Origin of the sequence: Mesorhizobium sp. M0243, assembly GCF_040321775.1 — a bacterium.
GTDB lineage: Bacteria > Pseudomonadota > Alphaproteobacteria > Rhizobiales > Rhizobiaceae > Mesorhizobium.
This window is the reverse complement of the sequence record NZ_JAMYSF010000009.1, coordinates 144,308-166,899: the sequence shown is the minus strand read 5'-3', so window position 1 is coordinate 166,899 and position 22,592 is coordinate 144,308. Positions and strand designations below refer to the sequence as shown.

General features: G+C 61.8%; 24 protein-coding genes and 1 tRNA gene. 11 read left to right on the top strand and 14 right to left on the bottom strand.

The annotated features are described in order from the left end of the window. Positions 1 to 5 precede the first annotated feature (5 nt). On the bottom strand, positions 6 to 899 hold the full coding sequence (locus NKJ11_RS14905; RefSeq protein ID WP_352793665.1) for an NAD(P)-dependent methylenetetrahydromethanopterin dehydrogenase: 894 nt from the start codon (positions 897 to 899) through the stop codon (positions 6 to 8). Positions 900 to 928: 29 nt separating this feature from the next. Further along, the gene (locus NKJ11_RS14900) at positions 929 to 1,900 is read right to left on the bottom strand and encodes a beta-ribofuranosylaminobenzene 5'-phosphate synthase family protein (RefSeq protein ID WP_352793663.1); all 972 of its coding nucleotides are present in this window, start codon (positions 1,898 to 1,900) and stop codon (positions 929 to 931) included. Between the two features lie 155 nt (positions 1,901 to 2,055). Between NKJ11_RS14900 and NKJ11_RS14895 the strand changes: the two genes are divergently transcribed. From NKJ11_RS14895 to NKJ11_RS14865, 7 genes are all read left to right on the top strand, one after another. Then, positions 2,056 to 2,436: a 4a-hydroxytetrahydrobiopterin dehydratase gene (locus NKJ11_RS14895; protein WP_013532029.1), complete on the top strand. Its 381-nt coding sequence runs from the start codon at positions 2,056 to 2,058 to the stop codon at positions 2,434 to 2,436. 384 nt (positions 2,437 to 2,820) lie between these two features. After that, positions 2,821 to 3,642, top strand: coding sequence for a tungsten formylmethanofuran dehydrogenase (locus NKJ11_RS14890; RefSeq protein WP_352793662.1), 822 nt, complete (start codon positions 2,821 to 2,823; stop codon positions 3,640 to 3,642). Continuing rightward, entirely contained in the window at positions 3,636 to 5,267 is a 1,632-nt protein-coding gene (locus NKJ11_RS14885; RefSeq protein WP_352793660.1) for a formylmethanofuran dehydrogenase subunit A, read from the top strand. Before NKJ11_RS14890 ends, NKJ11_RS14885 begins: the two co-directional genes overlap by 7 nt. After that, positions 5,255 to 6,163 carry a formylmethanofuran--tetrahydromethanopterin N-formyltransferase gene (fhcD, locus tag NKJ11_RS14880; protein ID WP_352793659.1) on the top strand — a complete coding sequence of 303 codons (909 nt, stop codon included), beginning with the start codon at positions 5,255 to 5,257 and terminating at the stop codon, positions 6,161 to 6,163. Before NKJ11_RS14885 ends, fhcD begins: the two co-directional genes overlap by 13 nt. Then, a complete protein-coding gene (locus tag NKJ11_RS14875) occupies positions 6,160 to 6,969 on the top strand; it encodes a formylmethanofuran dehydrogenase subunit C (RefSeq protein ID WP_352793657.1) in 810 nt (269 codons plus the stop codon). The genes fhcD and NKJ11_RS14875 overlap by 4 nt, the downstream gene beginning before the upstream one ends. A 102-nt stretch (positions 6,970 to 7,071) precedes the next feature. Then, positions 7,072 to 7,902 (top strand): S-formylglutathione hydrolase, encoded by an 831-nt coding sequence (gene fghA, locus NKJ11_RS14870; RefSeq protein WP_352793656.1) that lies wholly within the window; start codon positions 7,072 to 7,074, stop codon positions 7,900 to 7,902. After that, positions 7,886 to 8,185, top strand: coding sequence for a hypothetical protein (locus NKJ11_RS14865; RefSeq protein WP_352793655.1), 300 nt, complete (start codon positions 7,886 to 7,888; stop codon positions 8,183 to 8,185). Before fghA ends, NKJ11_RS14865 begins: the two co-directional genes overlap by 17 nt. 47 nt (positions 8,186 to 8,232) lie before the next feature. Here the strand turns inward: NKJ11_RS14865 and NKJ11_RS14860 are convergent, their stop codons facing one another. The 8 genes from NKJ11_RS14860 to NKJ11_RS14825 form a co-directional block, all read right to left on the bottom strand. After that, positions 8,233 to 8,439, bottom strand: coding sequence for a type II toxin-antitoxin system HicB family antitoxin (locus NKJ11_RS14860; RefSeq protein ID WP_023810431.1), 207 nt, complete (start codon positions 8,437 to 8,439; stop codon positions 8,233 to 8,235). Between the two features lie 4 nt (positions 8,440 to 8,443). Further along, positions 8,444 to 8,644 (bottom strand): type II toxin-antitoxin system HicA family toxin, encoded by a 201-nt coding sequence (locus NKJ11_RS14855; protein ID WP_023810432.1) that lies wholly within the window; start codon positions 8,642 to 8,644, stop codon positions 8,444 to 8,446. Between the two features lie 6 nt (positions 8,645 to 8,650). Further along, positions 8,651 to 12,427: a vitamin B12-dependent ribonucleotide reductase gene (locus NKJ11_RS14850; protein WP_352793654.1), complete on the bottom strand. Its 3,777-nt coding sequence runs from the start codon at positions 12,425 to 12,427 to the stop codon at positions 8,651 to 8,653. Between the two features lie 598 nt (positions 12,428 to 13,025). After that, a complete protein-coding gene (locus NKJ11_RS14845; protein WP_023810434.1) occupies positions 13,026 to 13,337 on the bottom strand; it encodes a PilZ domain-containing protein in 312 nt (103 codons plus the stop codon). A 132-nt stretch (positions 13,338 to 13,469) separates the two neighbouring features. Next, positions 13,470 to 13,958, bottom strand: coding sequence for an NUDIX hydrolase (locus tag NKJ11_RS14840; protein ID WP_023810435.1), 489 nt, complete (start codon positions 13,956 to 13,958; stop codon positions 13,470 to 13,472). 211 nt (positions 13,959 to 14,169) lie between these two features. Continuing rightward, positions 14,170 to 14,670: a xanthine phosphoribosyltransferase gene (gene gpt, locus NKJ11_RS14835; protein ID WP_057145797.1), complete on the bottom strand. Its 501-nt coding sequence runs from the start codon at positions 14,668 to 14,670 to the stop codon at positions 14,170 to 14,172. 132 nt (positions 14,671 to 14,802) lie between these two features. Continuing rightward, positions 14,803 to 15,636, bottom strand: a complete 834-nt coding sequence (locus NKJ11_RS14830; RefSeq protein WP_023810436.1) for a universal stress protein — start codon at positions 15,634 to 15,636, stop codon at positions 14,803 to 14,805. 81 nt (positions 15,637 to 15,717) lie between these two features. Continuing rightward, positions 15,718 to 16,461, bottom strand: coding sequence for a competence/damage-inducible protein A (locus NKJ11_RS14825; RefSeq protein WP_352630206.1), 744 nt, complete (start codon positions 16,459 to 16,461; stop codon positions 15,718 to 15,720). A 312-nt stretch (positions 16,462 to 16,773) separates the two neighbouring features. On the opposite strand from NKJ11_RS14825, the gene NKJ11_RS14820 reads away from it, so the two are divergent. Beyond that, positions 16,774 to 17,055 (top strand): hypothetical protein, encoded by a 282-nt coding sequence (locus tag NKJ11_RS14820; RefSeq protein WP_352610642.1) that lies wholly within the window; start codon positions 16,774 to 16,776, stop codon positions 17,053 to 17,055. Positions 17,056 to 17,215: 160 nt separating this feature from the next. Here NKJ11_RS14820 and NKJ11_RS14815 read toward each other — a convergent pair whose 3' ends face one another. From NKJ11_RS14815 to NKJ11_RS14805, 3 genes are all read right to left on the bottom strand, one after another. Beyond that, a complete protein-coding gene (locus NKJ11_RS14815) occupies positions 17,216 to 17,455 on the bottom strand; it encodes a DUF2188 domain-containing protein (RefSeq protein ID WP_013532013.1) in 240 nt (79 codons plus the stop codon). Positions 17,456 to 17,485: 30 nt separating this feature from the next. After that, positions 17,486 to 17,764 carry a DUF982 domain-containing protein gene (locus NKJ11_RS14810; protein WP_352630204.1) on the bottom strand — a complete coding sequence of 93 codons (279 nt, stop codon included), beginning with the start codon at positions 17,762 to 17,764 and terminating at the stop codon, positions 17,486 to 17,488. A 254-nt stretch (positions 17,765 to 18,018) separates the two neighbouring features. After that, positions 18,019 to 19,122: an NADH:flavin oxidoreductase/NADH oxidase gene (locus NKJ11_RS14805; protein WP_352793653.1), complete on the bottom strand. Its 1,104-nt coding sequence runs from the start codon at positions 19,120 to 19,122 to the stop codon at positions 18,019 to 18,021. A 225-nt stretch (positions 19,123 to 19,347) separates the two neighbouring features. Here NKJ11_RS14805 and NKJ11_RS14800 point away from each other — a divergent pair, with 225 nt between their 5' ends. After that, positions 19,348 to 19,926 carry an NUDIX domain-containing protein gene (locus NKJ11_RS14800; protein ID WP_352555253.1) on the top strand — a complete coding sequence of 193 codons (579 nt, stop codon included), beginning with the start codon at positions 19,348 to 19,350 and terminating at the stop codon, positions 19,924 to 19,926. Between the two features lie 43 nt (positions 19,927 to 19,969). Here NKJ11_RS14800 and NKJ11_RS14795 read toward each other — a convergent pair. Further along, positions 19,970 to 20,054, bottom strand: a tRNA-Leu gene (locus NKJ11_RS14795). Positions 20,055 to 20,427: 373 nt separating this feature from the next. Here NKJ11_RS14795 and tig point away from each other — a divergent pair. Together tig and NKJ11_RS14785 are read left to right on the top strand one after the other, a co-directional pair. Beyond that, the gene (gene tig / locus NKJ11_RS14790) at positions 20,428 to 21,894 is read left to right on the top strand and encodes a trigger factor (RefSeq protein WP_352630200.1); all 1,467 of its coding nucleotides are present in this window, start codon (positions 20,428 to 20,430) and stop codon (positions 21,892 to 21,894) included. A gap of 160 nt (positions 21,895 to 22,054) precedes the next feature. Further along, on the top strand, positions 22,055 to 22,579 hold the full coding sequence (locus NKJ11_RS14785) for a hypothetical protein (protein WP_352610645.1): 525 nt from the start codon (positions 22,055 to 22,057) through the stop codon (positions 22,577 to 22,579). Positions 22,580 to 22,592: the final 13 nt, after the last annotated feature.

The window sequence follows — 22,592 nt, the reverse complement described above, 5'->3', positions numbered from 1 at the left end:
CGGCGTTACTTGGCAATCTCGCGTGCAAGGGAAAACGCTTCCTGAAAATCGAGCGTGATCGTCTTTTCGGATTCGATCATTCTTTTGAAGAGACCGAATTCGACCTTATATTTGACATTGCCGATGGCAAGCGGACCAATGCCGACAGCTTTTGCCGTTTCGAGTGGATCACCATTGGCATTGACGGCCAATCCTTCGATGCCGGCCGGGGGAACAGCATTGACGTCGGCCGCAATAAGCAGGTCATTGCCTTTCAATTGGGCTTTGGAGACCACTTGGACGCCGGCTTTAGCGCAAGCCAGGATAATTTCGTTTGCCTCGACCAGCTTTGTCTTGCGGGCGTCGCTCGATCCGTCAGCGGCATCGACGATGATGTTGAATCTGCTTTCGATCTCGGCCGCGATCCGCTTGACCCTTTCGATGCCGTCATGGCCGACAAGTGTGACCCGTGCACCTTCCTCTGCCGCGATGACGGCGGTGCAGAAGCCGACGACGCCGGTGGCGCCGAAAACAGCCACCCTCGTATCCCTGAGCCCACGCTGGAATTTCTTCTCCAGCGCCTTTTCGACCTTGGCCACCATCGCCGCGGCCGTGGTGAACGAGCCGGCCGGATCGGCAAATACCGAAACCTGGAAAGGCGGCACCATCGCCTTCTTCGCGGCGTCGAACATGTCGAGCGCCAACGAGGCATCCTTCCCGGCGATGAAGATGCCGGTGTCGACACCCGCATCCGGCGGGCGCGAAAAGATCGCGTCCTGGACCAGGCCTGTCACTTCGGCGAGGCTTACATCGACATAGGGGACGACGGCGTCGAAACCTGCGTCGAGCGCCATATTCACGTCGAAGGGGCTCATCTGCTTCAACGGTGTCAGCATGTGCAGGATGTGTTTGCGGGCCATTTCTTGCCTTTCTGCCTGAAACGGGAGCGTCAGCTGCCGACGAGATTCAGCCTGGTTGAGCTGATCTTCGCGCCGGAGTTCCTGCCCTTGACGATCTTGATCTCAAGGCCGTCTCCAACTTTCGTCTTCCGAACCGCGTCGACGAACTTGAGTGCGGCGTCATGCGATGGCGCGAAGGCAAAGCCTGTCGGCCCCCAGGAACTCTGGCCGATGCCGACGGCGCCTGCTTCATTGAGACGGTGGGCCGCCATCTCGACCCCCTTCGAGGTGAACATGCCGCCCTGCGCCGGGGCGAAATGGCTGCCGATCAGCATCTGTATCGCGGTGACGGCGGCGCCGAATGCCGGAAGGTCCCGCTCGACCAAAGCCGGCATAATGCCCATCAGTACCCTCCGGCAGATCTCCCCGCTGCCTGCCGTTGGGAATGGCGGCAGCGAGCGAAACGCAGCGACCTCGGCAGCGCCATGCAGTCCATGCCCGGAGAGGTCGAGGATGAGGATGACGCGCCACTCTTCCGGAAACGGCAGCCGCGCGACGACCGGAGGCGTTCCGCCGCGGTCGTTCTTGCCGGCGTCGACTATGACGCCGCCATCGTCGAAACTTGCGATGCCGATACCGGATCGGCCGCCCCGCTCGAGCAGGCTCGCGTCGCCGGCGATATCCAGAGGCAAATTATGGAGAGTGCGCAACGCCGAGGCGACGGCAAGGGCGATCTGCGTGCCGGACCCCAGACCCGCATGACTGGGGATCGACTGCTCGACCACCAGATGGTGCTGGCCGCGAATGCCGAGATGCTTGCAGAGCGTCGACAGATGCTCGCTGGCGCGGGTGCTCTCGGAGTCTTCGACGATGGTCTCGCCGGACCGCGACAGGGTGACGACGGTTTCGGGTTCGCTCAATGGAAGCCCGACGCTGCCGAACCGCCGTCCGGCATCGCCATTGAGATCAAGGAAGCCAAGGTGCAGGCGAGCGGGCACTCGTATGGTAACAGAATTCGACATCTGCCCCCCGATGGGTGCATCATGGATGCATCATGGAAGTTTAGGTGCCCGGTACCATGATAACTGTTTTCGTCGATGGGGCAAGCCAAAGAGAATGCATCACGTGTTTGCCGGCTCCGGCGCATAGACAGACCGAGCAATTCGCGGAGGTCGAGATGAACGAGACAGTCAAGGAAAAGGTCTATTCGGAAGCCGAGATCGCCGATCGGCTTGAGAAGGAGCTGCCGAAATGGCGTTACGAAAACGGCTGGATCCGGCGCAAATACAAGACCCACAGCTGGAAATCGACGCTCATGGTCATCAACACGGTTGGCCATCTCGCCGAGGCGGCGTGGCACCATCCCGATATCACCGCCTCCTATGCCTGGGTCGAGGTGCGCCTGACGAACCACGCGGCGAAAGGCATTACCGACAAGGATTTCGAGTTGGCGAAAAAGATCGAGGATGTTGTTCAGTGGCAGCCGGCCAAGGAAGGCGGGGCGCTGGAAGGCACTCCGCTGACCGATCAACGCTTCGCTTACGTCAAATATGACTAAGCAGGGTCGGAATTTGTTGACGCGTATGAAAACATTCGCTGATCCGCTGCAAGGTGGGGTTCACGGCCAATCCAGTTTCGTCTAGGATCGGGCCGGCACCAGAAAGTAGTTTAGCGAATGGCGGTTGCTTGGATCGGCAACCGGGAAGCGCTGATTGAGCACGCGGCTGCGCATGCCGCGTCGCTATTGTCGTCAAGTCGGTGCCCGGTTTTCAGCTTTGATACGGATATAGACGGCACCAGGGCGGCGATCGCGCTGGCCGAGCGGGCTGGCGCGGCATACGACCATGCCGATGGCGCGGCACTTGCCCGAGAGACCCCGCTTTTTACGGACAAGGGGGCAATGACCGTCGCCCCCGGAGAGACGCGCCGGCGTGCCGATGTCGTGGTGATCGTGGGCGAGATCCCGCGGATCCATCATGGTCTTGTTGGCGAACTCGACGGGACGGTTCCCGACCTCTCGACCGGGAACCAGCGCGCGTTCTTCGTGGTAGGTCCAAACGGGATGTCTGTGCCGCCGCTGAACGGCGGGCGCAAGGCAACGCAACTTTCCTGTGGCCAAGCCAGCCTCGCCGCCACGCTAGCGGCACTGAGGGCACAGTACAAAGGGCAGCGTACATCGCAACCGGTGTCGAATTTCAATGATTTCGCCAAAGCTCTGGCGGCCGCGCATTTTCCCGTGTTCCTGTTTTCAGGCCATGCCGCCGAAGGCTTGGCATTGGAGATGCTGCAAGGACTGATCGCCGATCTCAATCGCAAATCGCGCGCATCCGGCCTTCATCTGCCGGCGAACGAAAACGGCTGGGGAAGCACGCTCGCCTCGGCCTGGATGACAGGTTTTCCGCTGCGCACCGGCTTTGCGCGCGGCTTCCCGGAATTCGATCCCTGGCGCTGCGATGTGGCGCGCATGATCGCTGCCGGCGAAGCTGACCTGCACCTGCGGATCTCCGCCGCAACGGCCCAACAACAGAAAAAAAGGGCACGCATGGCGCTGATTGTGCTGACGAAAACGCAAGAGTCGGTTGCCGGCGCCGCGGTCACCATCGCTATCGGCGAGGCCGGGGTCGATCACGATGCGGTTGTCTACTCCAGCCGCACGGGCTCGCTCAGGTCAATCGATGCGCAAGCGGCCTCGCAATTGCCTTCCGCCGCGACGATCATCCGCCTGATCGCTACCCATGCTTTCGCCGAGCCACTGCCATGCTGACGAAAATCGCCGGCGGCGACATCATCGATCCCGTCAACGGACGTCTCGGCAAGGGCGACCTCTGGATCAAGGACGACAAGATCGTTGCGGCGCCGGCGGGAGGGGCGGCCGACCGGACCATAGAAGCCAGCGGCTGCATCGTGATGGCTGGCGCCATCGACATCCACTCCCACATCGGTGGCGGCAATGTGAACACCGCGCGGCTGCTCTTGCCCGAACAGCATGCCGCCCATCAGCTGAGGCCAGCAACGACGCCGCTCTCCAATGCCGGCTGGTCGACGTTCCAGACGGGCTGCCTCTACGCAAAGATGGGCTTTACGACGGTGGTCGAGCCGGCGATGTCGCCGGGAGCGGCGCTTCACACGCATCTCGAACTGGCTGACATCCCGATCATCGACAAAGCAACCCTTGCCATTCTCGGCAATGACGATTTCCTGTTGTCGATGATCCGCGACGACGCCCCCCGAACGATGATCGAGGACTATGTCGCCTGGACGGTCGCTTCGACGCGAGCGCTTGGGGTCAAGGTGATCAACGCCGGTGCGGCGGCCGCCTTCAAGGAGAACGTCCGCACCTTCTCGCTGGACGATGTCGTGCCTTCCTATGGCGTCAGTTCGCGCAAGATCGTCAAGACGCTGCAGGCCGCCGTCGACAGTCTTGGCCTGCCGCATCCCCTGCATGTCCATTGCAACAATCTGGGCAGCCCCGGATCGGCGGATACGGCGGCTGCGACGATCGCAGCGGCGGATGGGCTGCCGCTGCATCTCGCCCACCTCCAGTTCTATGGCTATGGCACGGAAGGAAAACGCGGGTTTTCTTCCGCCGCCGCACGGCTTGCCGAACTGGTCAACGCGACGCCGGAAGTCACCATCGATATCGGCCAGGTCATGTTCGGCCAGACGGTCACGGTCTCCTCCGACGTCATGCGGCAGTTTTCGGCGCGTGGCAGCGCGCACCCGAAAAAGACCGTCATTCATGATGGTGACGGCAATGGCGGCGGAATCGTGCCCTACAGCTACGGCAAGGACTTCTATGGCACGATGCAGTGGGCGATCGGGCTCGAGCTTTTTCTCCTGATCGACGATCCCTGGCGTGTGTTCTTCACCACCGATCATCCCAACGGTGCACCTTTTACCGCTTATCCGGCGCTGTTCGAACTGCTGATGAGCCGGGAAGCGCGCGCCGAAATGACCGCCGGACTTTCACGATCCGCTCTGGCGCTCTCTACCCTGGCCGCAATCGACCGCGAATACACGTTCGAGGAAATCGCCATCATGACCCGCGCGGCGCCAGCCAAGCTGCTCGGCTTGACGGACCGAGGCCATCTCGGCGCCGGCGCAACAGCAGACATCGCTATCTATCGCAGGGACCGCGATATCGCGAAAATGCTCGGACGGGCGGCGTATGTTTTCAAAGATGGCGATCTCGTCGTGCAAGACGGGGAAATCATCCATTACCGCTGGGGCAAGGCATTGAGGCTCAAGCCGCCTGTCGACAAGGCAATGGTGCGACGGCTCGAGGACTATCACCAGCAGCGCTACGGCCTGTCGCTGGACTGGTTCAATTTTCCGGATTCCGCGATTGCGCGCGAACAGCCATTCGGCGAGGTGCCATGCCGAACATGAGCGTCAATGGGGTAACGATCGACGATACCTTCGCCGAAGCCTTCGGCATGCGCGCAACCGCCATCGTCATCACCGCGCCGAGTCGGAAATGGGCTCGCCAAGCGGCGATCACGATGACCGGCTTCGCCACTTCGGTGATCGGTTGCGGCTGCGAAGCAGCAATCGATCTCGACCTGCCGCCATCGGCCACACCGGATGGCCGGCCGGGCTGCCGCGTCATGATTTTCGCGATGGGAACGGACGAATTGCAGAAACAACTACTCAATCGTGTCGGCCAGTGCGTTTTGACCTCGCCGGGTTCCGCCTGCTTTGCCGGGCTGCAGGGCAGCGCCGAGCTCAAGCTCGGTTCGGCGCTGCGTTATTTCGGCGACGGCTGGCAAATCTCCAAGAAGATCGGCGACAGGCATTTCTGGCGTATTCCCGTCATGGATGGCGAGTTCCTGTGCGAAGCAACGACCGGACTGACGAAGGAAGCTGTCGGTGGCGGCAATTTCTTTGTCATGGCGCAAAGCAGCGCCAACGCTTTGGCCGCTGCCGAGGCCGCTGTCGCTGCGATCGGCATGGTGCCTGGCGCCATCGTGCCGTTTCCGGGCGGCATTGCCCGTTCCGGTTCCAAGATAGGTGGCAAATACAAAGGCATGATCGCTTCGGCCAACGAAGCCTACGCCCCGACGCTGCGCGGCGTCGTCGCGAGTGAGATCGGTCCTGACATCAACGCCGTCCTGGAAATCGTCATTGATGGTGAAACCAATGATGCAGTTGCCGCCGCGATGAAGGCAGGCATCAAGGCTGTCATAAATCTAGGACCGAAAAGAGGCGCGGTTCGCATCAGCGCCGGCAATTACGGCGGTAAGCTCGGGAAATTCATCTACTCGCTGAAGGATATGCTGCCATGAAGGCGCTGACCTTCACCCTGGTTGCCGAGCCGCCGGAGCGCCTTGACCTGTCGCCGCTGACGCCGGAGCGGCTGGCCGGGATCGAAAGGCGCGACGTCGAAAGAATCCAGATCGGCATGTCGAAGCACGGATCGAAGGTGGGCGACATTTTTCGCGTCGCAGGCAGCGATCCGACAGTCATCGTGTTTGAGGGCGGAAGCACGCGCCTTGACCTTGTGGCGCAAGGCATGCGGGGTGGGTCGGTTCGCCTCGTTGGCAATGCCGGCGCCCAGGCCGGGCGCGCCATGCGCGGTGGCAAGCTGACGATCGAAGGCAATTCGGGCCCATACGCCGGCTCCGGCATGCGCGGCGGCAGGCTTGAAATAACGGGCAATGCCGGCGACCACCTCGGTGCGCCGCTCGTGGGGGAACTGGCCGGCATGAACGGCGGTGTGTTGATCGTCAGGGGCAAGGCGGGCGCCTTCGCGGCGGACCGCATGCGGCGCGGCCTGATCGCGGTGCTGAAAGGCTCCGGCGACCTTGCCGGCAGCCGCATGATCGCCGGCACGCTGGTGGTGGCCGGTGGCACCGGCGAGATGCCCGGCTATCTGATGCGTCGCGGTTCGATCCTTCTCGATCGCACGCCGGCACGCATGTCGCCGAGCTTCGTCGAATGTGGCGCGCCCGAGAGCGTTTTCGCCGCCATCATCGATCGTCATCTGATCGCCGAGGGCATTTTGAAACGGCCGCTTCTGGGGAGCGCACCGCACAAATATGGCGGGGACAATGCAGTGCTCGGAATGGGCGAGGTTCTTTTTCCGCGCTGAGATCCGTCGACACAAGAACCATAGGATGGCAGGACGCAAGTGCTTGCCGCTGGGTGGCAGTGGTGGGGCCGACCGTCATTCGGCCTGCAACGTGGAGAACACATGAAAATCATCTCTCAAACGAAAGCCCATGGCGGCGTGCAGGGCGTCTATTCCCATTGGTCGACGAGTTGCCGTTGCGACATGACTTTTGCCGTTTTCATACCTCCGCAGGCGCGGGAGGCGCCTTGTCCCGTTGTGTGGTATCTCTCAGGCCTGACGTGCACCCACGCCAATGTAATGGACAAGGGCGAGTACAGGCGCATGGCCGCCGAGCTTGGCCTGATCGTCGTCTGTCCCGACACCAGCCCGCGCGGGGCCGACATTCCGGATGAAAAAGACAACTGGCAGTTCGGCTCCGGCGCCGGCTTCTATCTCGATGCGACGCAAGAACCTTATGCGAAGAACTATCGTATGTATTCCTATGTCACCGAGGAGTTGCCAGCTCTCATCGCGGCTGAATTTCCAGCCGATATGGCGCGCCAGGCTATCTCCGGCCATTCGATGGGCGGGCATGGCGCGCTGACGATTGCCTTGAAGAATCCGCAGCGTTTCAAGAGCTGCTCGGCGTTTGCCCCGATCGCCCAGCCAAGCACCGCCGGCTGGTCGAGACCGGCTTTTGAGAAGTATCTCGGCGACGATGAGGCCTCGTGGCGAACCTGCGACGCGACGTCGCTCATCGAGGACGGATACCGTTTCCCCGAATTTTTGGTGGATCAGGGAACGTCGGACGGATTTCTTGACGACGGGCTGATGCCTTGGCTGCTTGAGACGGCCTGCGCCAAAGCAGGTATTCCGCTGAAGCTGCGGATGCAGGATGGATACGATCACTCGTATCTTTTCATCTCCAGCTTCATGGACGACCATCTGAGATGGCATGCTGAGAGGCTTTGATCTGGGCAGGCCGAAGGCATGGCCAGATGCAAACAAGTTATCGACTCCGACGCCTTACACCGAGGGCGCCGCGCCTGCCGCCGTCAAACGCTACACATTCAGCCCCGACGCCGCCCACGCGAAAGAACTGAAAGCAGTAGCCGACCTCAATGAGATCCCCGAGCCGCCCTGCGGCGAAATGCCTGACGGCATCCAGTATTTCGAGGTGCCCACGGGTGAGGGGCGCAAGGTGCTGTTCGTGCGGATAGGGCAGGAAGAGCAGACGCTGGAGGTGTTGCCGTAGAGATAGCAGGCGGGATCAGAGCCTGATCCGATTGAGTGAATTGCCTTCTACGCCTCTACGTATTCCGCGAGGCTGACACCCTTGGGCACATCCAGCCCATCGGCTCGCAAACCTTCGATGTGCAAGCGTATTGCATCGCGAATCTCGGTTTCCACTTCAGGCACAGTGGCACCTGTCGCGATGCAGCCGGGTAGGTCCGGCACATAGGCAGAGAAATTACTTCCTGCTTTTTCAATCACCACCGCGTAACGCATGTCATCACTCCTTCAAACCTGACTGCTTGAGGATGCTGTTCAGTGTTCCCTGTGCAACCTCTTCAGACGGCTTGCCAGCCACGGTGACGCGGCCGGCTTTGACTTCATGCTTATATTGGCGATGGCTGCCCTTGGTTGCAACCAGATACCAGCCGTCGGCCTCCAGCAGGCGAATGATCTCGCGAACTGTAAGCCGAGGTGGCACTAGACCTCAGCTGCACCCGCTCGTCGAGCCGCACGTATCGCACTTCTCACAAGTCCCATTCCGCACCATGGTAAAATTCTGGCACTCGGAGCAGGAATTTCCGGTGTAGCCCTGGAGCAGCGATTTGGCGCGGCGGTCGTTGGCGAGTTTCTTCGCCTCGGCCGCCTCAACGGCCGCGGCGTCGGTGAACAATCCCGCGGTGGCGTCGGATGCAGCCGCTTCCTCGAAGGCGATGTCCTCGGCCAGTTCCTTCGCCCGCTCCTCATAGTCGCGCTTGTAGGCGACCGCTTCGTCGCTGGCCGGTTTCAGGGCCAGCACGTTGGAGCCGGAGAAGGCGGTCGGCACTGAGCGGGCAGGGGCGCCCGAGGGGGCCGCAAAGCCTTTCGGATCGTTGCCGCTGACACGCGATACCAGCTTTACCGGCGAGGCGCCACGGGTCAGGCCCTTGGAGACCGCATCGGTCTTGCCTTCGCTGATGCCGCGGCCAAGTGCGGTGTTGGAAAAGTCCGACTGGTCAACATGGGCGAGGTCGTTGCGGCCGAGATAGGAGATCGCCAGCTCGCGGAACACGTAGTCGAGGATCGACGTCGCGCTCTTGATGGCGTCATTGCCCTGCACCATGCCGGCCGGCTCGAACTTGGTGAAGGTGAAGGCGTGCACATATTCGTCGAGCGGCACGCCATATTGCAGGCCGAGCGAGATGGCGATGGCGAAGTTGTTGAGAAGGCCACGCAAGGTCGCGCCTTCCTTGTTCATGTCGATGAAGATCTCGCCGAGACGGCCATCGTCATATTCGCCGGTGCGCAGGAAGATGGTGTTGCCACCGATCTTGGCCTTCTGCGTGTAACCCTTGCGGCGGCCGGGCAGCTTTTCCTGCTCGCGCGACACGCGCTCGATGATGCGTTCGACGATCCGCTCGGTGATCTGCGCCGCGCGCGCCGCCGCAGGTGCGGCGAGCAGCTGCTCGACGGCATCATCCTCGTCGTCCTCGCCATCGGCGAGCAGCGAGGAATTGAGCGGCTGCGACAGCTTCGAGCCGTCGCGGTAGAGCGCGTTGGCCTTCAGCGCCAGCTTCCACGACAGCATGTAGGCGCCCTTGGCGTCTTCCACCGTCGCATCGTTGGGCATGTTGATGGTCTTCGAGATGGCGCCGGAAATGAAGGGCTGTGCCGCCGCCATCATCTGGATGTGGCTGTTGATGGACAGCGAGCGCTTGCCGATCTTGCCGCACGGGCTGGCGCAATCGAACACCGCCAGGTGTTCGGCCTTGAGGAACGGTGCGCCTTCCAGCGTCATCGCACCGCAGACATGAATGTTGGCGGCCTCGATGTCTTTGCGGGAGAAGCCGAGCGCCGGCAGGATCTCGAACGAGAAATCGTTGAGCTGCTCGTCGGTGAAGCCGAAATTCTCCTTCACCCAGTCGCCGCCGAGCGTCCACTGGTTGAAGACGAACTTGATGTCGAAGGCCGATTTCAGCGCCGCATTGAGCGCCGCGATCTTGTCGTCGGTGAAGCCCTTGGCCTTGAGCGCGCCGGGGTTGATGGCGGGCGCCTGGTTGAGGTTGCCGTGGCCGACCGCATAGGCCTCCATCTCGGCGATCTGGGCTTCGGAGTAGCCAAGCGTGCGCAGCGCTTCCGGCACGGCGCGGTTGATGATCTTGAAATAGCCGCCGCCGGCGAGCTTCTTGAACTTCACCAGCGCGAAGTCGGGCTCGATGCCGGTGGTGTCGCAATCCATGACCAGGCCGATCGTGCCGGTCGGCGCAATCACGGTCGCCTGCGCGTTGCGGTAGCCATGCTCCTCGCCGAGTTCGATGGCGCGGTCCCAGGCGGCCTTAGCGTGGGTAGCAAGGTCCTGCTGCTTCAGGTCGGAAGCGACCAGCGGCACCGGATTGACGGCGAGCTTCTCGTAGCCCTGCTTCTCGCCATAGGCGGCACGGCGATGGTTGCGCATGACGCGCAGCATGTTCTGCGCATTGCGGTCGTAGTCGGCGAAGGCGCCGAGCTCGCCGGCCATCTCGGCCGAGGTGGCATAGGCCATGCCGGTCATGATCGCGGTGAGTGCGGCGCAGATCGCGCGGCCTTCATCGGAGTCGTAGGGAATGCCCGACGTCATCAGCAGGCCGCCGATATTGGCATAGCCGAGGCCGAGCGTGCGGTATTCGTAGGACTGCTTGGCGATCTCCTTCGACGGGAACTGCGCCATCATGACCGAGATTTCGAGAACGATGGTCCACAGCCGCACCGTGTGCTCGTAGGCTGCGATGTCGATCGTGCCGTCAGCGTTGCGGTAGGGCAGCAGATTGATCGAGGCGAGGTTGCAGGCCGTGTCGTCGAGGAACATGTACTCCGAGCACGGGTTCGACGCCCGGATCGCACCGGCCGATGCGCAGGTGTGCCAGTCGTTCATCGTGGTGTTGAAATGCAGGCCCGGATCGGCCGACGCCCAGGCGGCGTAACCGATCTTTTCCCAGAGATCCCTGGCCTTCAGCGTCTTCAACACCTTGCCGTCCTTGCGGGCGGTCAGGTGCCAGTCGGCATCGTCCTCGACGGCGCGCAGGAAATTGTCCTTCAGCGACACCGAATTGTTGGAGTTCTGGCCCGAAACCGTGAGGTAGGCATCCGAATCCCAGTCGGTGTCGTAGGTCTTGAACGACATCGAGCTATAGCCCTGCTTGGCGAACTGGATGACGCGGTAGATGTAGTTCTCCGGCACGGCCGACTTCTTGGCCGCCTTGATCTCGCGCTTCAGCGCGGAGTTGATCGACGGGTCGAAGCAGTCGTCGCCATTGCCTTCGCAGTTGACGCAGGCCTTCATGATCGCTTCGAGATGCTTCTTGACGATCTTCGAGCCGGTCACCAGCGAGGCGACCTTCTGCTCTTCATTGACCTTCCAGTCGATGAATTCCTCGATATCGGGGTGGTCGGCGTCGACGATGACCATTTTGGCGGCGCGGCGCGTGGTGCCGCCCGACTTGATGGCACCCGCCGCACGGTCGCCGATCTTGAGGAAGCTCATCAGGCCCGACGAGCGGCCGCCGCCGGACAGTTTTTCGCCTTCGCCGCGCAGCAGCGAGAAGTTGGAGCCGGTGCCGGAGCCGTATTTGAACAGGCGCGCTTCACGCACCCACAGGTCCATGATGCCGCCCTCGTTGACGAGGTCGTCCTGTACGCCCTGGATGAAGCAGGCATGCGGCTGCGGATGCTCGTAGGAGGATTTCGACTTGGTCAGCTTGCCGGTGAACGGGTCGACATAGAAGTGGCCCTGGCTCGGGCCGTCAATGCCATAGGCCCAGTGCAGGCCGGTGTTGAACCATTGCGGCGAGTTCGGCGCGACGCGCTGGGTGGCCAGCATGTAGGCAAGCTCGTCGCGGAAGGCGCGCGCGTCTTCCTCCGACCCCTTGAAGTAGCCGCCTTTCCAGCCCCAGTAAGTCCAGGTGCCGGCAAGCCGGTCGAAGACCTGGCGGGCGTCGATCTCGGAACCGTAGCGCTCGGCTTCCGGCAGCTTCGCCAGTTCCGCCTCATCGGCGACGGAGCGCCACAGGAAGGAGGGGACGTCGTTCTCCTCGATCTTCTTAAGGCGTGCGGGGACACCGGCCTTGCGGAAATATTTCTGCGCCAGGATATCGGCTGCAACCTGGGAGAACTGCGCCGGCACGTCGATATTGTCCAAGCGGAACACCACCGAACCATCCGGATTCTTGATCTCCGAAAGCGCCTTGCGGAATTCGATCTCCGCATAGGCAGATTGTCCTGGCTTGGTGAAACGACGCTCGATGCGCATTGGTCCGGTCCCTTTTGTCTATATATAGCGCTTTTCCCAAGGGATTTCTGCCCCCGATGCGAAACGCGCATGTCCGCCGTCTGCCGGGCGTTCGAAACGACCGGCTCTCCATTTTCGCGGTCTCCGCCGGCCCTGCTGGTCAAACTCCTTGCGAAGTATCTGTCCAACGCGCCGACGAACCCGCGGGTCCCTCAAAACTGATTTTTTCCGATTCCCTCGATCGAGGGAAATTCACACTATCTAGCGTCGAACCTACCTGCAAACACTAAATATAGTATTAACAGACAATTTATTCAAGCCCGACAATTGTCCCTATCGTCCCAACCGCCCCACAATCCCAACGCTTCCGCCGGCCTCGTAAACAGGCGGAAATGCGAGCAAAAACGCACATAGTCCGGGAAAAAAGACCGGGCTCAGAACTTTCCGGTCGCACTCTCAACAGGAGCACATGGCCTATAAAAGGCGACTCGTTTTGCGCCGTCAAGGATTCGTTTGCGTAGCTTTTGTGACCCCAACATCTTGTGTGTCACATATGTGGATAACGGGGATAGAATGCAGGCGCGGATCACGATTTTCCGCGCGCAAGCTTGCCCGGGCGTCAGCCGTAATGCAGCCGGGGTTTTGGCTCGGTGCCGGTGAACTGCACCCCGATACGGTCGTTGCGTCGCCAGCGGACCTCGCAACGATAGGCAATGCCGTCGAGCGGCACATAGAGAAGGAAGCGATCTGGGACCCGGGCTTCGAGCGGTATCTTCAGTTCGGCGCCGCCGTCGTGCTGATTGCGCAGCGTGCAGCCCACTTCCGAATTCGAAATTCCGGTGATGATCGACCCGCCCTTGAGCACGCGCGGACGACGCTCGCGCTGGGGCTCGTCGGACTCGTTTGGAATTGGATTTGCGGGATTCGCCATCGATCAAAAATACCAGAGCTGCCGAATCCTATCCTTGATTCCTTAGCAAAGCATTCATGTCGATACGCGCCAACGCATGTCCAGCCCTTGCAAGCCAGTCCCGTTTTGCAAAGAGCGCGGTGTGGCCGCCCGTCAGGAGAAGCTGTGCGGGTCGGCGCAGAAATAGGCGATGATCTGGCAAAGGTCGGGTTCGTTGACCATGCGCACCGCTTCGCTTGCGCGGACCCATTTGCGGGTGCGTGAGTGTTTTTCCTTCCAGCGGTCCGCGACTTTGTCGACATGCAGCGGAAACACCAGGACCTCGCACGGCACTTCTTCGCCGGAAGCCAGTACCTTGGCGTAGAAGTAACGGCCGGCTTCAAGATGAGAGACACGACCGCGCAGCCCGGCCTCCTCGCCGGCTTCGCGCGCCGCGGCCTCGCAGAGCGGCTCCCTGGCCTCGGGCCAGCCCTTGGGCAACACCCATCGACCCGTATCGCGGCTGGTGATCAGCATGATCTCGACGCCGTCTCCCGTGTCGCGCCAGGGCAGGGCGGCAACCTGCAGGCGGCACGGCGCCGTGCCGAAGAGCCGTCGGACCCTTTCGGCCAGATGATTGTGTGTCGTTGGCCTCGTCAACATCGAAGAAGCTAGCCCCAGCCTCCGGAATCGTTTGCCGTCTCACGAATCTTACGGCTAATTGTCGGCAATAAAAGTAAAAAATTTCATTCGCCTGGCCGATTTCCGCCGATAGACGTCGATTTCACAAAATATCCGGCCCTGCCGGACCTGTTTGCGAAAGCAAATCATCCCCAGTGCAAGCTGCCGGTCTGTAACAGGCAGGTAGTTCGAATCAGCCCGCGTGGTCGTCGGCGATCGGCTTCTGGTAGGTGAAGCCCATGTCCCACGGGAAATAGATCCAGGTGTCCTGGCTGACTTCGGTGACGAAAGTATCGACCAGCGGCCGGCCTTTCGGCTTGGCGTAGACGGTGGCGAAATGCGCCTTGGGCATCATCGCGCGCACGATGCCCGCCGTCTTGCCGGTGTCGGTCAGGTCATCGATGATCAGCACGCCGGCGCCGTCTTCGGCGAGCAGGGCAGGGGTGATCTCCTTGAGGACCTGCAGCTGCCCCTGGCTGGTATAGTCGTGATAGGAGGCGACGCAGACCGTCTCGATGACGCGGATGCCGAGTTCACGCGAGATGATCGCCGCGGGGACCAGCCCGCCTCGCGTGATGCAGACGATCGCTTTCCATTGTCCCTTGTTGGCGCCGGCAAGCCGCCAGGCGAGCGCCCGGGCGTCGCGATGGAACTGGTCCCAGGAGACCGGAAAGGCTTTTTCGGGAAGGGACATGTCGCGCACTCCACAGCACGCGGGGATCGCGCGCAGGAAAACAGGGGAATGCGCGCGGAATTAGCTGGAAAGCCCCCATCTTGGCAAGAGTAAGGGCCTTGGCAAAGGCAAGGGCCAGCGATCGCTGTGGACCTACCGCGACAGGAAGGCTGCCACCGGCGCGGTGCGCAGCACGCTGCGCGTCACGCCGCCGAACAGAAGCTGACGCAGCCATGAGTGGCTGTAGGCGCCGAGCACCAGCAGATCGGCGCCGGTTTCCGCGATCCTGGTCTGGATGATGTCATCGACCGAACTGCCGCCCGACTGCTGCACCGAGACGCTGACGGTGGCGCCGTGGCGCGATAGCGCCGACGCGATTTCGGCGCCGGCGGCCTCCGGGCTGTCGTCGAGCGTTTCAGGAGGGTCGATAACCAATATGTCGGTCTTCTCGGCTTCGATGATGAAGGGCAGCGCGTCGAAGGCGGCGCGTGCCGCTTCCTTGCTTCCGTTCCAGGCGAGCAAGACGCGTTTGAAGGTGGTGATCAGCGGACCCTCGTGCGGCACCACCAGCACCGGCCGGCCGGCATCGTAGACCAGCGTGTCTACGTCCGCACTGGAATCGCCGCCCGTTTCGCGCTGCGCCGCTATGATCAGGTCGGCGGCCCGCACGCTCGAAATCCCGGTCAGCGCGCTGTCACCCGAAAAGCTTTCCAGGCTTCGCCACTCGAAGGAAAGACCGGAATCCTCGATATGCCTGAGAAACAGCGTCCTCAACTTCTCGGCCCGTTCCCGGTTCATATCTGCCGAAACCTGCAGGAATTCGGTGTCGGGAAAGCCTGTGGCGGAGGTGTAGGGCACGGGAAGCGTTTCGGCGTGGATGCCGACCAGATGGCTCTGAAACCGGGTGGCGAGCGGAATGGCGCAGTCGAGCACGCGCTCGGCGTCCTGCTCGTTCTGCAGAATGGCGACGATGGTTTTGAATCGCATGATGATCCCTCAATCTACGAGCTAGCGAACTCGTGCCGGGGAAACGTTGCAGCGTCGTGCTTGGTTCCGGTCTGGCTCAGATCAGCCGGGATTGTCGGCGAACCCCGCGACCATTGCCTCGACATCGGCGCGGGCGGCGTCCAGCGCCTCCTGGCTGCGGGCACGCACGACCAACTCGGTCCAGAACTTGCCATCGCCATATTTCGGGTAGGAGCCGATGATCGTATCGGGATGCGCTTTCTGGATATCACCCAGCGGCCCGCCGATGAGGCCTTCGCCGAACGGGCAGGGCACGGTCGCCGACAGCATCTTCGTGCCGGCCTTCAGCGTCGGCACGACATTGTCGAGCATGGCTTGGAAAATCGATGGCACGCCGGCCATGACGTGGACGTTGCCGATGCGGAAGCCAGGCGCGACCGACACCGGATTGTCGATGAGATCGGCGCCGCGCGGCATCCGTGCCATGCGCTTGCGGGCCTGCGTGTATTCGATGCCGCGCGCGGCATAGCTCGCCTCCAGCATCGCATAGGCCTTGGCATCGTATTCGCAAGGCACGCCAAAAGCCTTGGAAATGGAATCGGCCGTGATGTCGTCATGCGTCGGGCCGATGCCGCCGGTGGTGAACACATAGGTGTAGCGGGCGCGCACGGCGTTCACCGCGGCGATGATCTCGTCTTCCTCGTCAGGGACGATGCGCACTTCCTTCAGGTCGATGCCGATCGCCGTCATGATGTCGGCGAGATGGCCGATGTTCTTGTCCTTGGTGCGGCCGGACAGAATCTCATCGCCGATGACGAGCATGGCGGCGGTCACGATTTCAGGCATGGAAGGCTCCGGCAAGGCGAGTGGCCTGGGAAGGCGAGTGGTCTGAGATAGCGCGGCGCGACGGTGGCCGCAATGTCATCTTCGCGCCGCCAAGGCGAGGTCAAGGATCTAGGTTCGAACTGGTCGAGGGAATAGGGCACATGCCGCAATTCGTGATCCCGGAGCGAACCGCCGCATTCATCGAGCCATCGCCGGCCGGGCTTTGCTGGTCAGGGCCTCAACTGAGCTTCACGACAATTTCAAGGAACCATTCGGCTGACTACCGGGTTTTATGAGTGTCGCACCAAGGCGGCTAAGATACGGAGTGATTCAATGGTTACAAAAATTCTCGCAGCATCTGTTCTGACGATCGGTCTCGCAACATCGGCGATGGCGCAGTCATTGGACGACAGGTATTCCAACAATCGTGACTGGTGGCTGTTCGGCAACAGCGACCAGACAACTGTCGACCCCTATACCACGGGAAGCATCAGTGACGGCTCCGGGTTGAACACCCAAGGCAATACCGGCGCAATAGGCCCATGTGCCCACAACACGCCAGGCCCGGACGCAAACGCAGGGCAAAACGTCAACGATCAGTATTGCGGCAAATAGTCAGAACGCGATTTCCGAAAAGCGGATACCGACTTTCTGGAAAGCCATGTTCGAGGGCTAGTCCGCAAGGACAGCCGCTGGCCGCTGGCGCGTCCTTTCTCCGGACGGCGCTGCGGTCGGCGCCCTATCGGACCGCTCAACATCAAGCGCTATACCGGAATTAATCTGAGACTTCTGTCTGCGGCCGGTCGCGGCCGTCGGCCAGTTCCTCGTGCCATTTGCCTTCGGCGTCCTCATACTGGATGCCGTCGGTCGCTCCGGCGACCTGCTGCTCGGCCGAGGCGATTTCGGCTGCGCGCAATGCGTCCTGATGCGTGGGGAACGTCTCGGAAAAGGTCGCTCCGACCTTGTAGGCCCAGCCGCCGTCATGCTCGACGATCTTGTAAGTCAGCTTCGCCATGGAAAACCTCCGGTTGAAAGGTCCGTCTGCTCAATGCAGCCGGTCGTCGGGCAGTCTGTCGTCGGGCACCAGCACTTCCGATTCCTTGGCGGCTTCAATCAGCGCCCGGCGCGCATCTGCTGTCGAACGATAACCTTCCAGCACTTTGAGGCAAGTGTCGAGGGCATCACGATGGCGCGGGCCGCGATTGAGCGGCCACACCGTCATCAGGCACTCCGCGGCCTCCTGGGCGCTGCGGATGTGGCGATATTTGCCGACGTGGCCAAGTTCGACGACGACCGGCACTTCAAAAAGTTTGTTGTCCATCATGGCCGCAACGCAAAGCAGCCAAATTGGTTGCAACCATGGCCGTCAGCCTGCGCCCAAACGTCTCAGAGGCTGTTTGAAGGTTCTACACCTGCGGTCAGCGCCGCAACCGGCAAGCATGCCCTGAACAGTTTTCTCCCACGCCCGGCCACGCCCGCCGCAGCCTCGTCCCACCCAACAGCTTGCGGACGGAATAGCTGCGAAGCACCGTCAAGCTGTCTGGAGACAGGAGGGCGCGTGTCGGGAGAGCGGACCGTTCAGCCCACCGCCTTCATCCAGTGCTGCATCGTGGTCACCGAACGGGCAAGCTGCGGCGCCGGGTGGATCGTTTCGCTGAATGTCGCCGCCGCACGCCATCCCCAGCGCGGATCAGCCAGGAAGGCCCGCGCCAGCGCCACCATGTCGGCGCGGCCCTCGGTGAGGATCGCTTCGGCCTGCTTGGGGTCGTCGATCAGGCCGACGGCACGGGTCGGAATATCAGCACCCTTGCGCACCGCCTCCGCCAGATGCACCTGATAGCCGGGGCCGGTGGGCAATTTCTGCAACGGCGAATTGCCGCCGCTCGAGCAGCAGAGATAGGCAACGCCCTCGTCCTTGAGCGCTTTGGCCACTTCGATCGCGTCCGCCACGTCGAAGCCGCCATCGACCCAATCCATCACCGACAGCCGCGCGCCGAGCATCAGCTTTGGCGTAGCCTTGCGCACCGCCTTGGCGATTTCGACGGCAAGACGCATGCGGTTTTCCAGCGAGCCGCCCCAGCGGTCCGTGCGCTGGTTGGACAAGGGCGACAGGAACTGGAAGATCAAATAGCCATGCGCGGCGTGCAGTTCGATGAAATCGAAGCCGGCGAGTTCGGCCCGCCTTGCGGCTTCGGCGAAGCGTTCGATGAGCTGCAGGATCTCCTCGTCCTCCAGTGCGTGCGGCACGTTCCAGCCGGTGTCGTAGGGGATGGCCGAGGCGGAAACGGTCTGCCAGGGATCCTCGTTTGGCTGCAGTGGCCCGCCGCCTTCCCACGGCTTGCGGTTCGAAGCCTTGCGGCCGGCATGGGCGAGTTGGGAGCCGAATTTCGTGCCGGGTGCGGCGACGCGTCGTGCGGCGTTCAGTGCGCGGCGGGCGGCGGCTTCATTGTCTTCGGAATAAAGGCCGAGGCAGCCATGGGTAATACGCCCGCGCCGCTCGACATCGGTCATCTCGACTGTGACCATGCCGGCACCGGACATTGCGAGATTCATCCAGTGATGGAGATGCCAGTCACTGGCCGAGCCGTCGTCGGCGGAATACTGGCACATCGGCGCGACGGCGATGCGGTTGGGAAAGGTGAGGCCGTCGAGGGTGATCGACTGGAAAAGCGACGATGTCATGAGAAACTCCGGGAGCGTTCGCAGCTATTTAGGCGACCGATGGCGCCTGCGCCAGACACGAGGCGGTGAAAGGGGTTCTGGACCAATCACTGACGGGATTGCCGAAATGCCGGTTCGCGGATAGGCCTCGGCAATGCATGGCGCCCAAAAGTGGCCCCGGTTTGGGAGAACGACACGCATAAAACAGGAGCATAAAGCGCGACGCGCTTTTGCATGGAGACCACGATGGAAGATCGTATTCGCGTCCGTTCGGAGGAAATCCTCTCCGACGACTGGGCCGTCCTGAAGAAGACCGTTCTCGACTACCGTCGGCGCGACGGTCAGTGGGAGACGCAAATCCGCCAGACCTATGATCGCGGCGATGGCGCGGTGATCCTGCCTTACGACCCCTTGCGTTCGACCGTGCTTCTGGTGCGCCAGTTCCGCTATCCCGCCTACGTCACCGGCCACCGCGAGCCGCTGATCGAGGCCTGTGCCGGCCTGTTGGACGAAAACGATCCCGAAACCTGCATCCGAAAGGAGGCGGAGGAAGAACTCGGCTACCGGCTGCAGAACGTCGAGCGGCTGTTTTCGCCCTATATGAGCCCCGGCAGCGTCACCGAACGTCTCTGGTTTTTCATCGCCCGTTATTCACCCGCCGACCGCATCTCGGCCGGCGGCGGCGCGCAAGAAGAGGGCGAGGACATCGAGGTCCTGGAAATGCCGCTCGACGAGGCCCTGGCCGGCATCGCCGATGGCCGTATCCTCGACGCCAAGACCATTATTCTGATCCAGCATCTGAAGCTCAATCCGATCGCTGCCTGAACCGAGCTTCGGTGGCCGCCACCCGAAGCTCGCAGAGCGAGGGTGGTGCGGATGAAGGGACTCGAACCCCCACGCCTTTCGGCACTGGAACCTAAATCCAGGGCGTCTACCAGTTCCGCCACATCCGCATGGACCGGCAATCCCATGTGGCCATCATTCTGTCAATGTCAGAGACAAGATGTGGGTCAGCGACAAGATGTGGTCAGGCCCGAATGCTGGTTATTCGCCGGAATGCGAAGACTGTTGAAAATTGGCCTCGCCTGTGACAAAAGGCGTGTCAAATGTGACGGGACGCGACGATCCGCTTCTGCAGAATGTGATAAGAAGTAGGAAAAACAAGAACTTATTCACATTTTGGAACGCAGTTTGGGAGAGTTTGAGCCGGGTTTTCGGTCAAATCGCCAGGTTCCGTACCAAAAGCCATTCCCGGCAAGAATATACCGGCAGGCTGTGGACGGCAGAGGCCGTGGCAGTCTCATTGGTGAAAACAAAGGTTTTACGATGCAGGTCACCGAAACGCTCAACTCCGGTCTCAAGCGAGAGATCAAGATCACCGTGCCGGCCGGTGACATGGAAGCCAAGCTGATGGCGCGGCTTTCGGATGCCCGCAACAAGGTCCGCATCAACGGCTTCCGTCCCGGCAAGGTGCCGGTGCAGCACCTGCGCAAGGTTTACGGCAAGTCGTTCATGGCCGAAGTGGTCAACGAAATCCTCAACGATTCGACCCGTTCGATCATTACCGGGCGTGGTGAAAAGGCTGCCATGCAGCCCGAAGTCATCATGACCGAGGATGAGAAGGAAGCCGAGAAGATCCTGGCCGGCGGCGCCGACTTCGAATTCCGCCTCAACTACGAGATCATCCCGGCGATCGAGATCAAGGACTTTTCCGACATCAAGGTGACACGCCAGGTGTTCGACGTTCCGGATACCGAGATCGACGAGCAGGTTCAGCGCGTTGCCGAATCGGCGCGCAGCTATGAGCCGAAGACCGGCAAGGCCGCCAATGGCGACCGCGTCACCATCGACTATGTCGGCCAGATCGACGGCGAGGCCTTCAATGGCGGCGCCGGCACCGATCAGCCGCTGGTGTTGGGTTCGAAGGAATTCATCCCCGGCTTCGAGGATCAGCTGGTCGGCGCCAAGGCCGGTGACGAAAAGCAGGTCACCGTGACTTTCCCGGAAAACTACCAGGCCGCGCATCTGGCTGGCAAGGAAGCGACCTTCGACGTCACCGTCAAGGAAGTGTCCCAGCCCGGCGCGCTGGAAATCAACGACGAGACCGCCAAGAACCTCGGCCTGGAGTCGCTGGAGCGCCTGCGCGACGTCGTACGCGGCCAGATCGAGAACCAGTTCGGCGCCATGACGCGCCAGAAGGTCAAGCGCCAGCTGCTCGACCAGCTCGACGCGTCCTACTCGTTCGAGGCGCCATCGAAGCTCGTCGATGCCGAGTTCAACAACATCTGGGCGCAGGTCAATCGTGACTTGGAAGCAGCCGGACGCACCTTCGCCGAGGAAGAGACGACGGAAGAAGAGGCGCGTGCCGAGTATCTGCGGCTTGCCGAGCGCCGCGTGCGCCTCGGCCTGGTGCTGGCTGAAATCGGCGAGAAGGCCGGCGTGACCGTATCGGACGAAGAGCTGCAGCGCGGCCTGTTCGAGCAGGTGCGCCGCTATCCCGGCAATCAGCAGCAGGAAGTCTTCGAGTTCTACCGCAACAACCCGGAAGCGTTGAACACGCTGCGGGCACCGATGTTCGAGGAAAAGGTGGTCGACCATCTGCTCGGTCAGATTTCGGTCACCGACGTCAAGGTCAGCAAGGAAGAGCTGATGGCCGACGACGAAGAGGACGAGACCGCCGTCAAGGCGAAGCCGGCGAAGAAAGCCGCCGCCAAGAAGGCCGACGCGAAGAAGGCCGACGACGCGGAAGAGCCCAAGAAGAAGGCCGCGCCGAAGAAGAAGGCCGCCGAATAACACCAGCGCTCCGCTGAAACAGGAAGGCCGCCGTCGAGGCGGCCTTTTTCGTTGCCAAACTGCAACAGCCGCCATGCTTCGCGAGCGATGGCCTGTGGCGACCAAGCTTTGATCATTATCTGCGCTTCTATTGCAAGCCGCTTGGTTGTTGGAGGGCGTGTTGAGACTGTTCGTCGAATTGGGACACGCTTCGGTAATCGCGCTGATCCTTGTTTCGGTCTGCGGCATTGCCCAGGCCGGCACGGTGCCTGACAACTGGCGGTTCGGCACGAGTGAAGACGGCCTCGTCACGGCCTCGCTCTATGCCACCAACAAGCTGATCACCGGCGGCGGTGCCTTGAGCTACAGCCCGATCCTGACGATTGCCTGCCGGGCAAACGGCGAGCCGTATTGGACTGAATGGCTGCAATTGAACGACGCTGTTTCGGCCAGCCGCAAGATCACCATGTCGATCACGGTCGATCAGGAGAGCAAGTTCGATGAAAGCTGGTCGGTCGGGCCGCGCGGCCGGATGCTGGTGCGCGATGGAGCCGACGGCATCAGGCGCCTTGTCGCCGCGAACCGGCTCCAGCTTTCCTGGCGGTTCGGGCTGCTGGCGGGGCGCGGCGAGGCCGATTTCGACCTCGCCGGGTTCGGCGAAGCGGTCAACCAGGTAGCCGGCAGCTGCAACACCGATCCGCCGTGAACGGACGCAACGG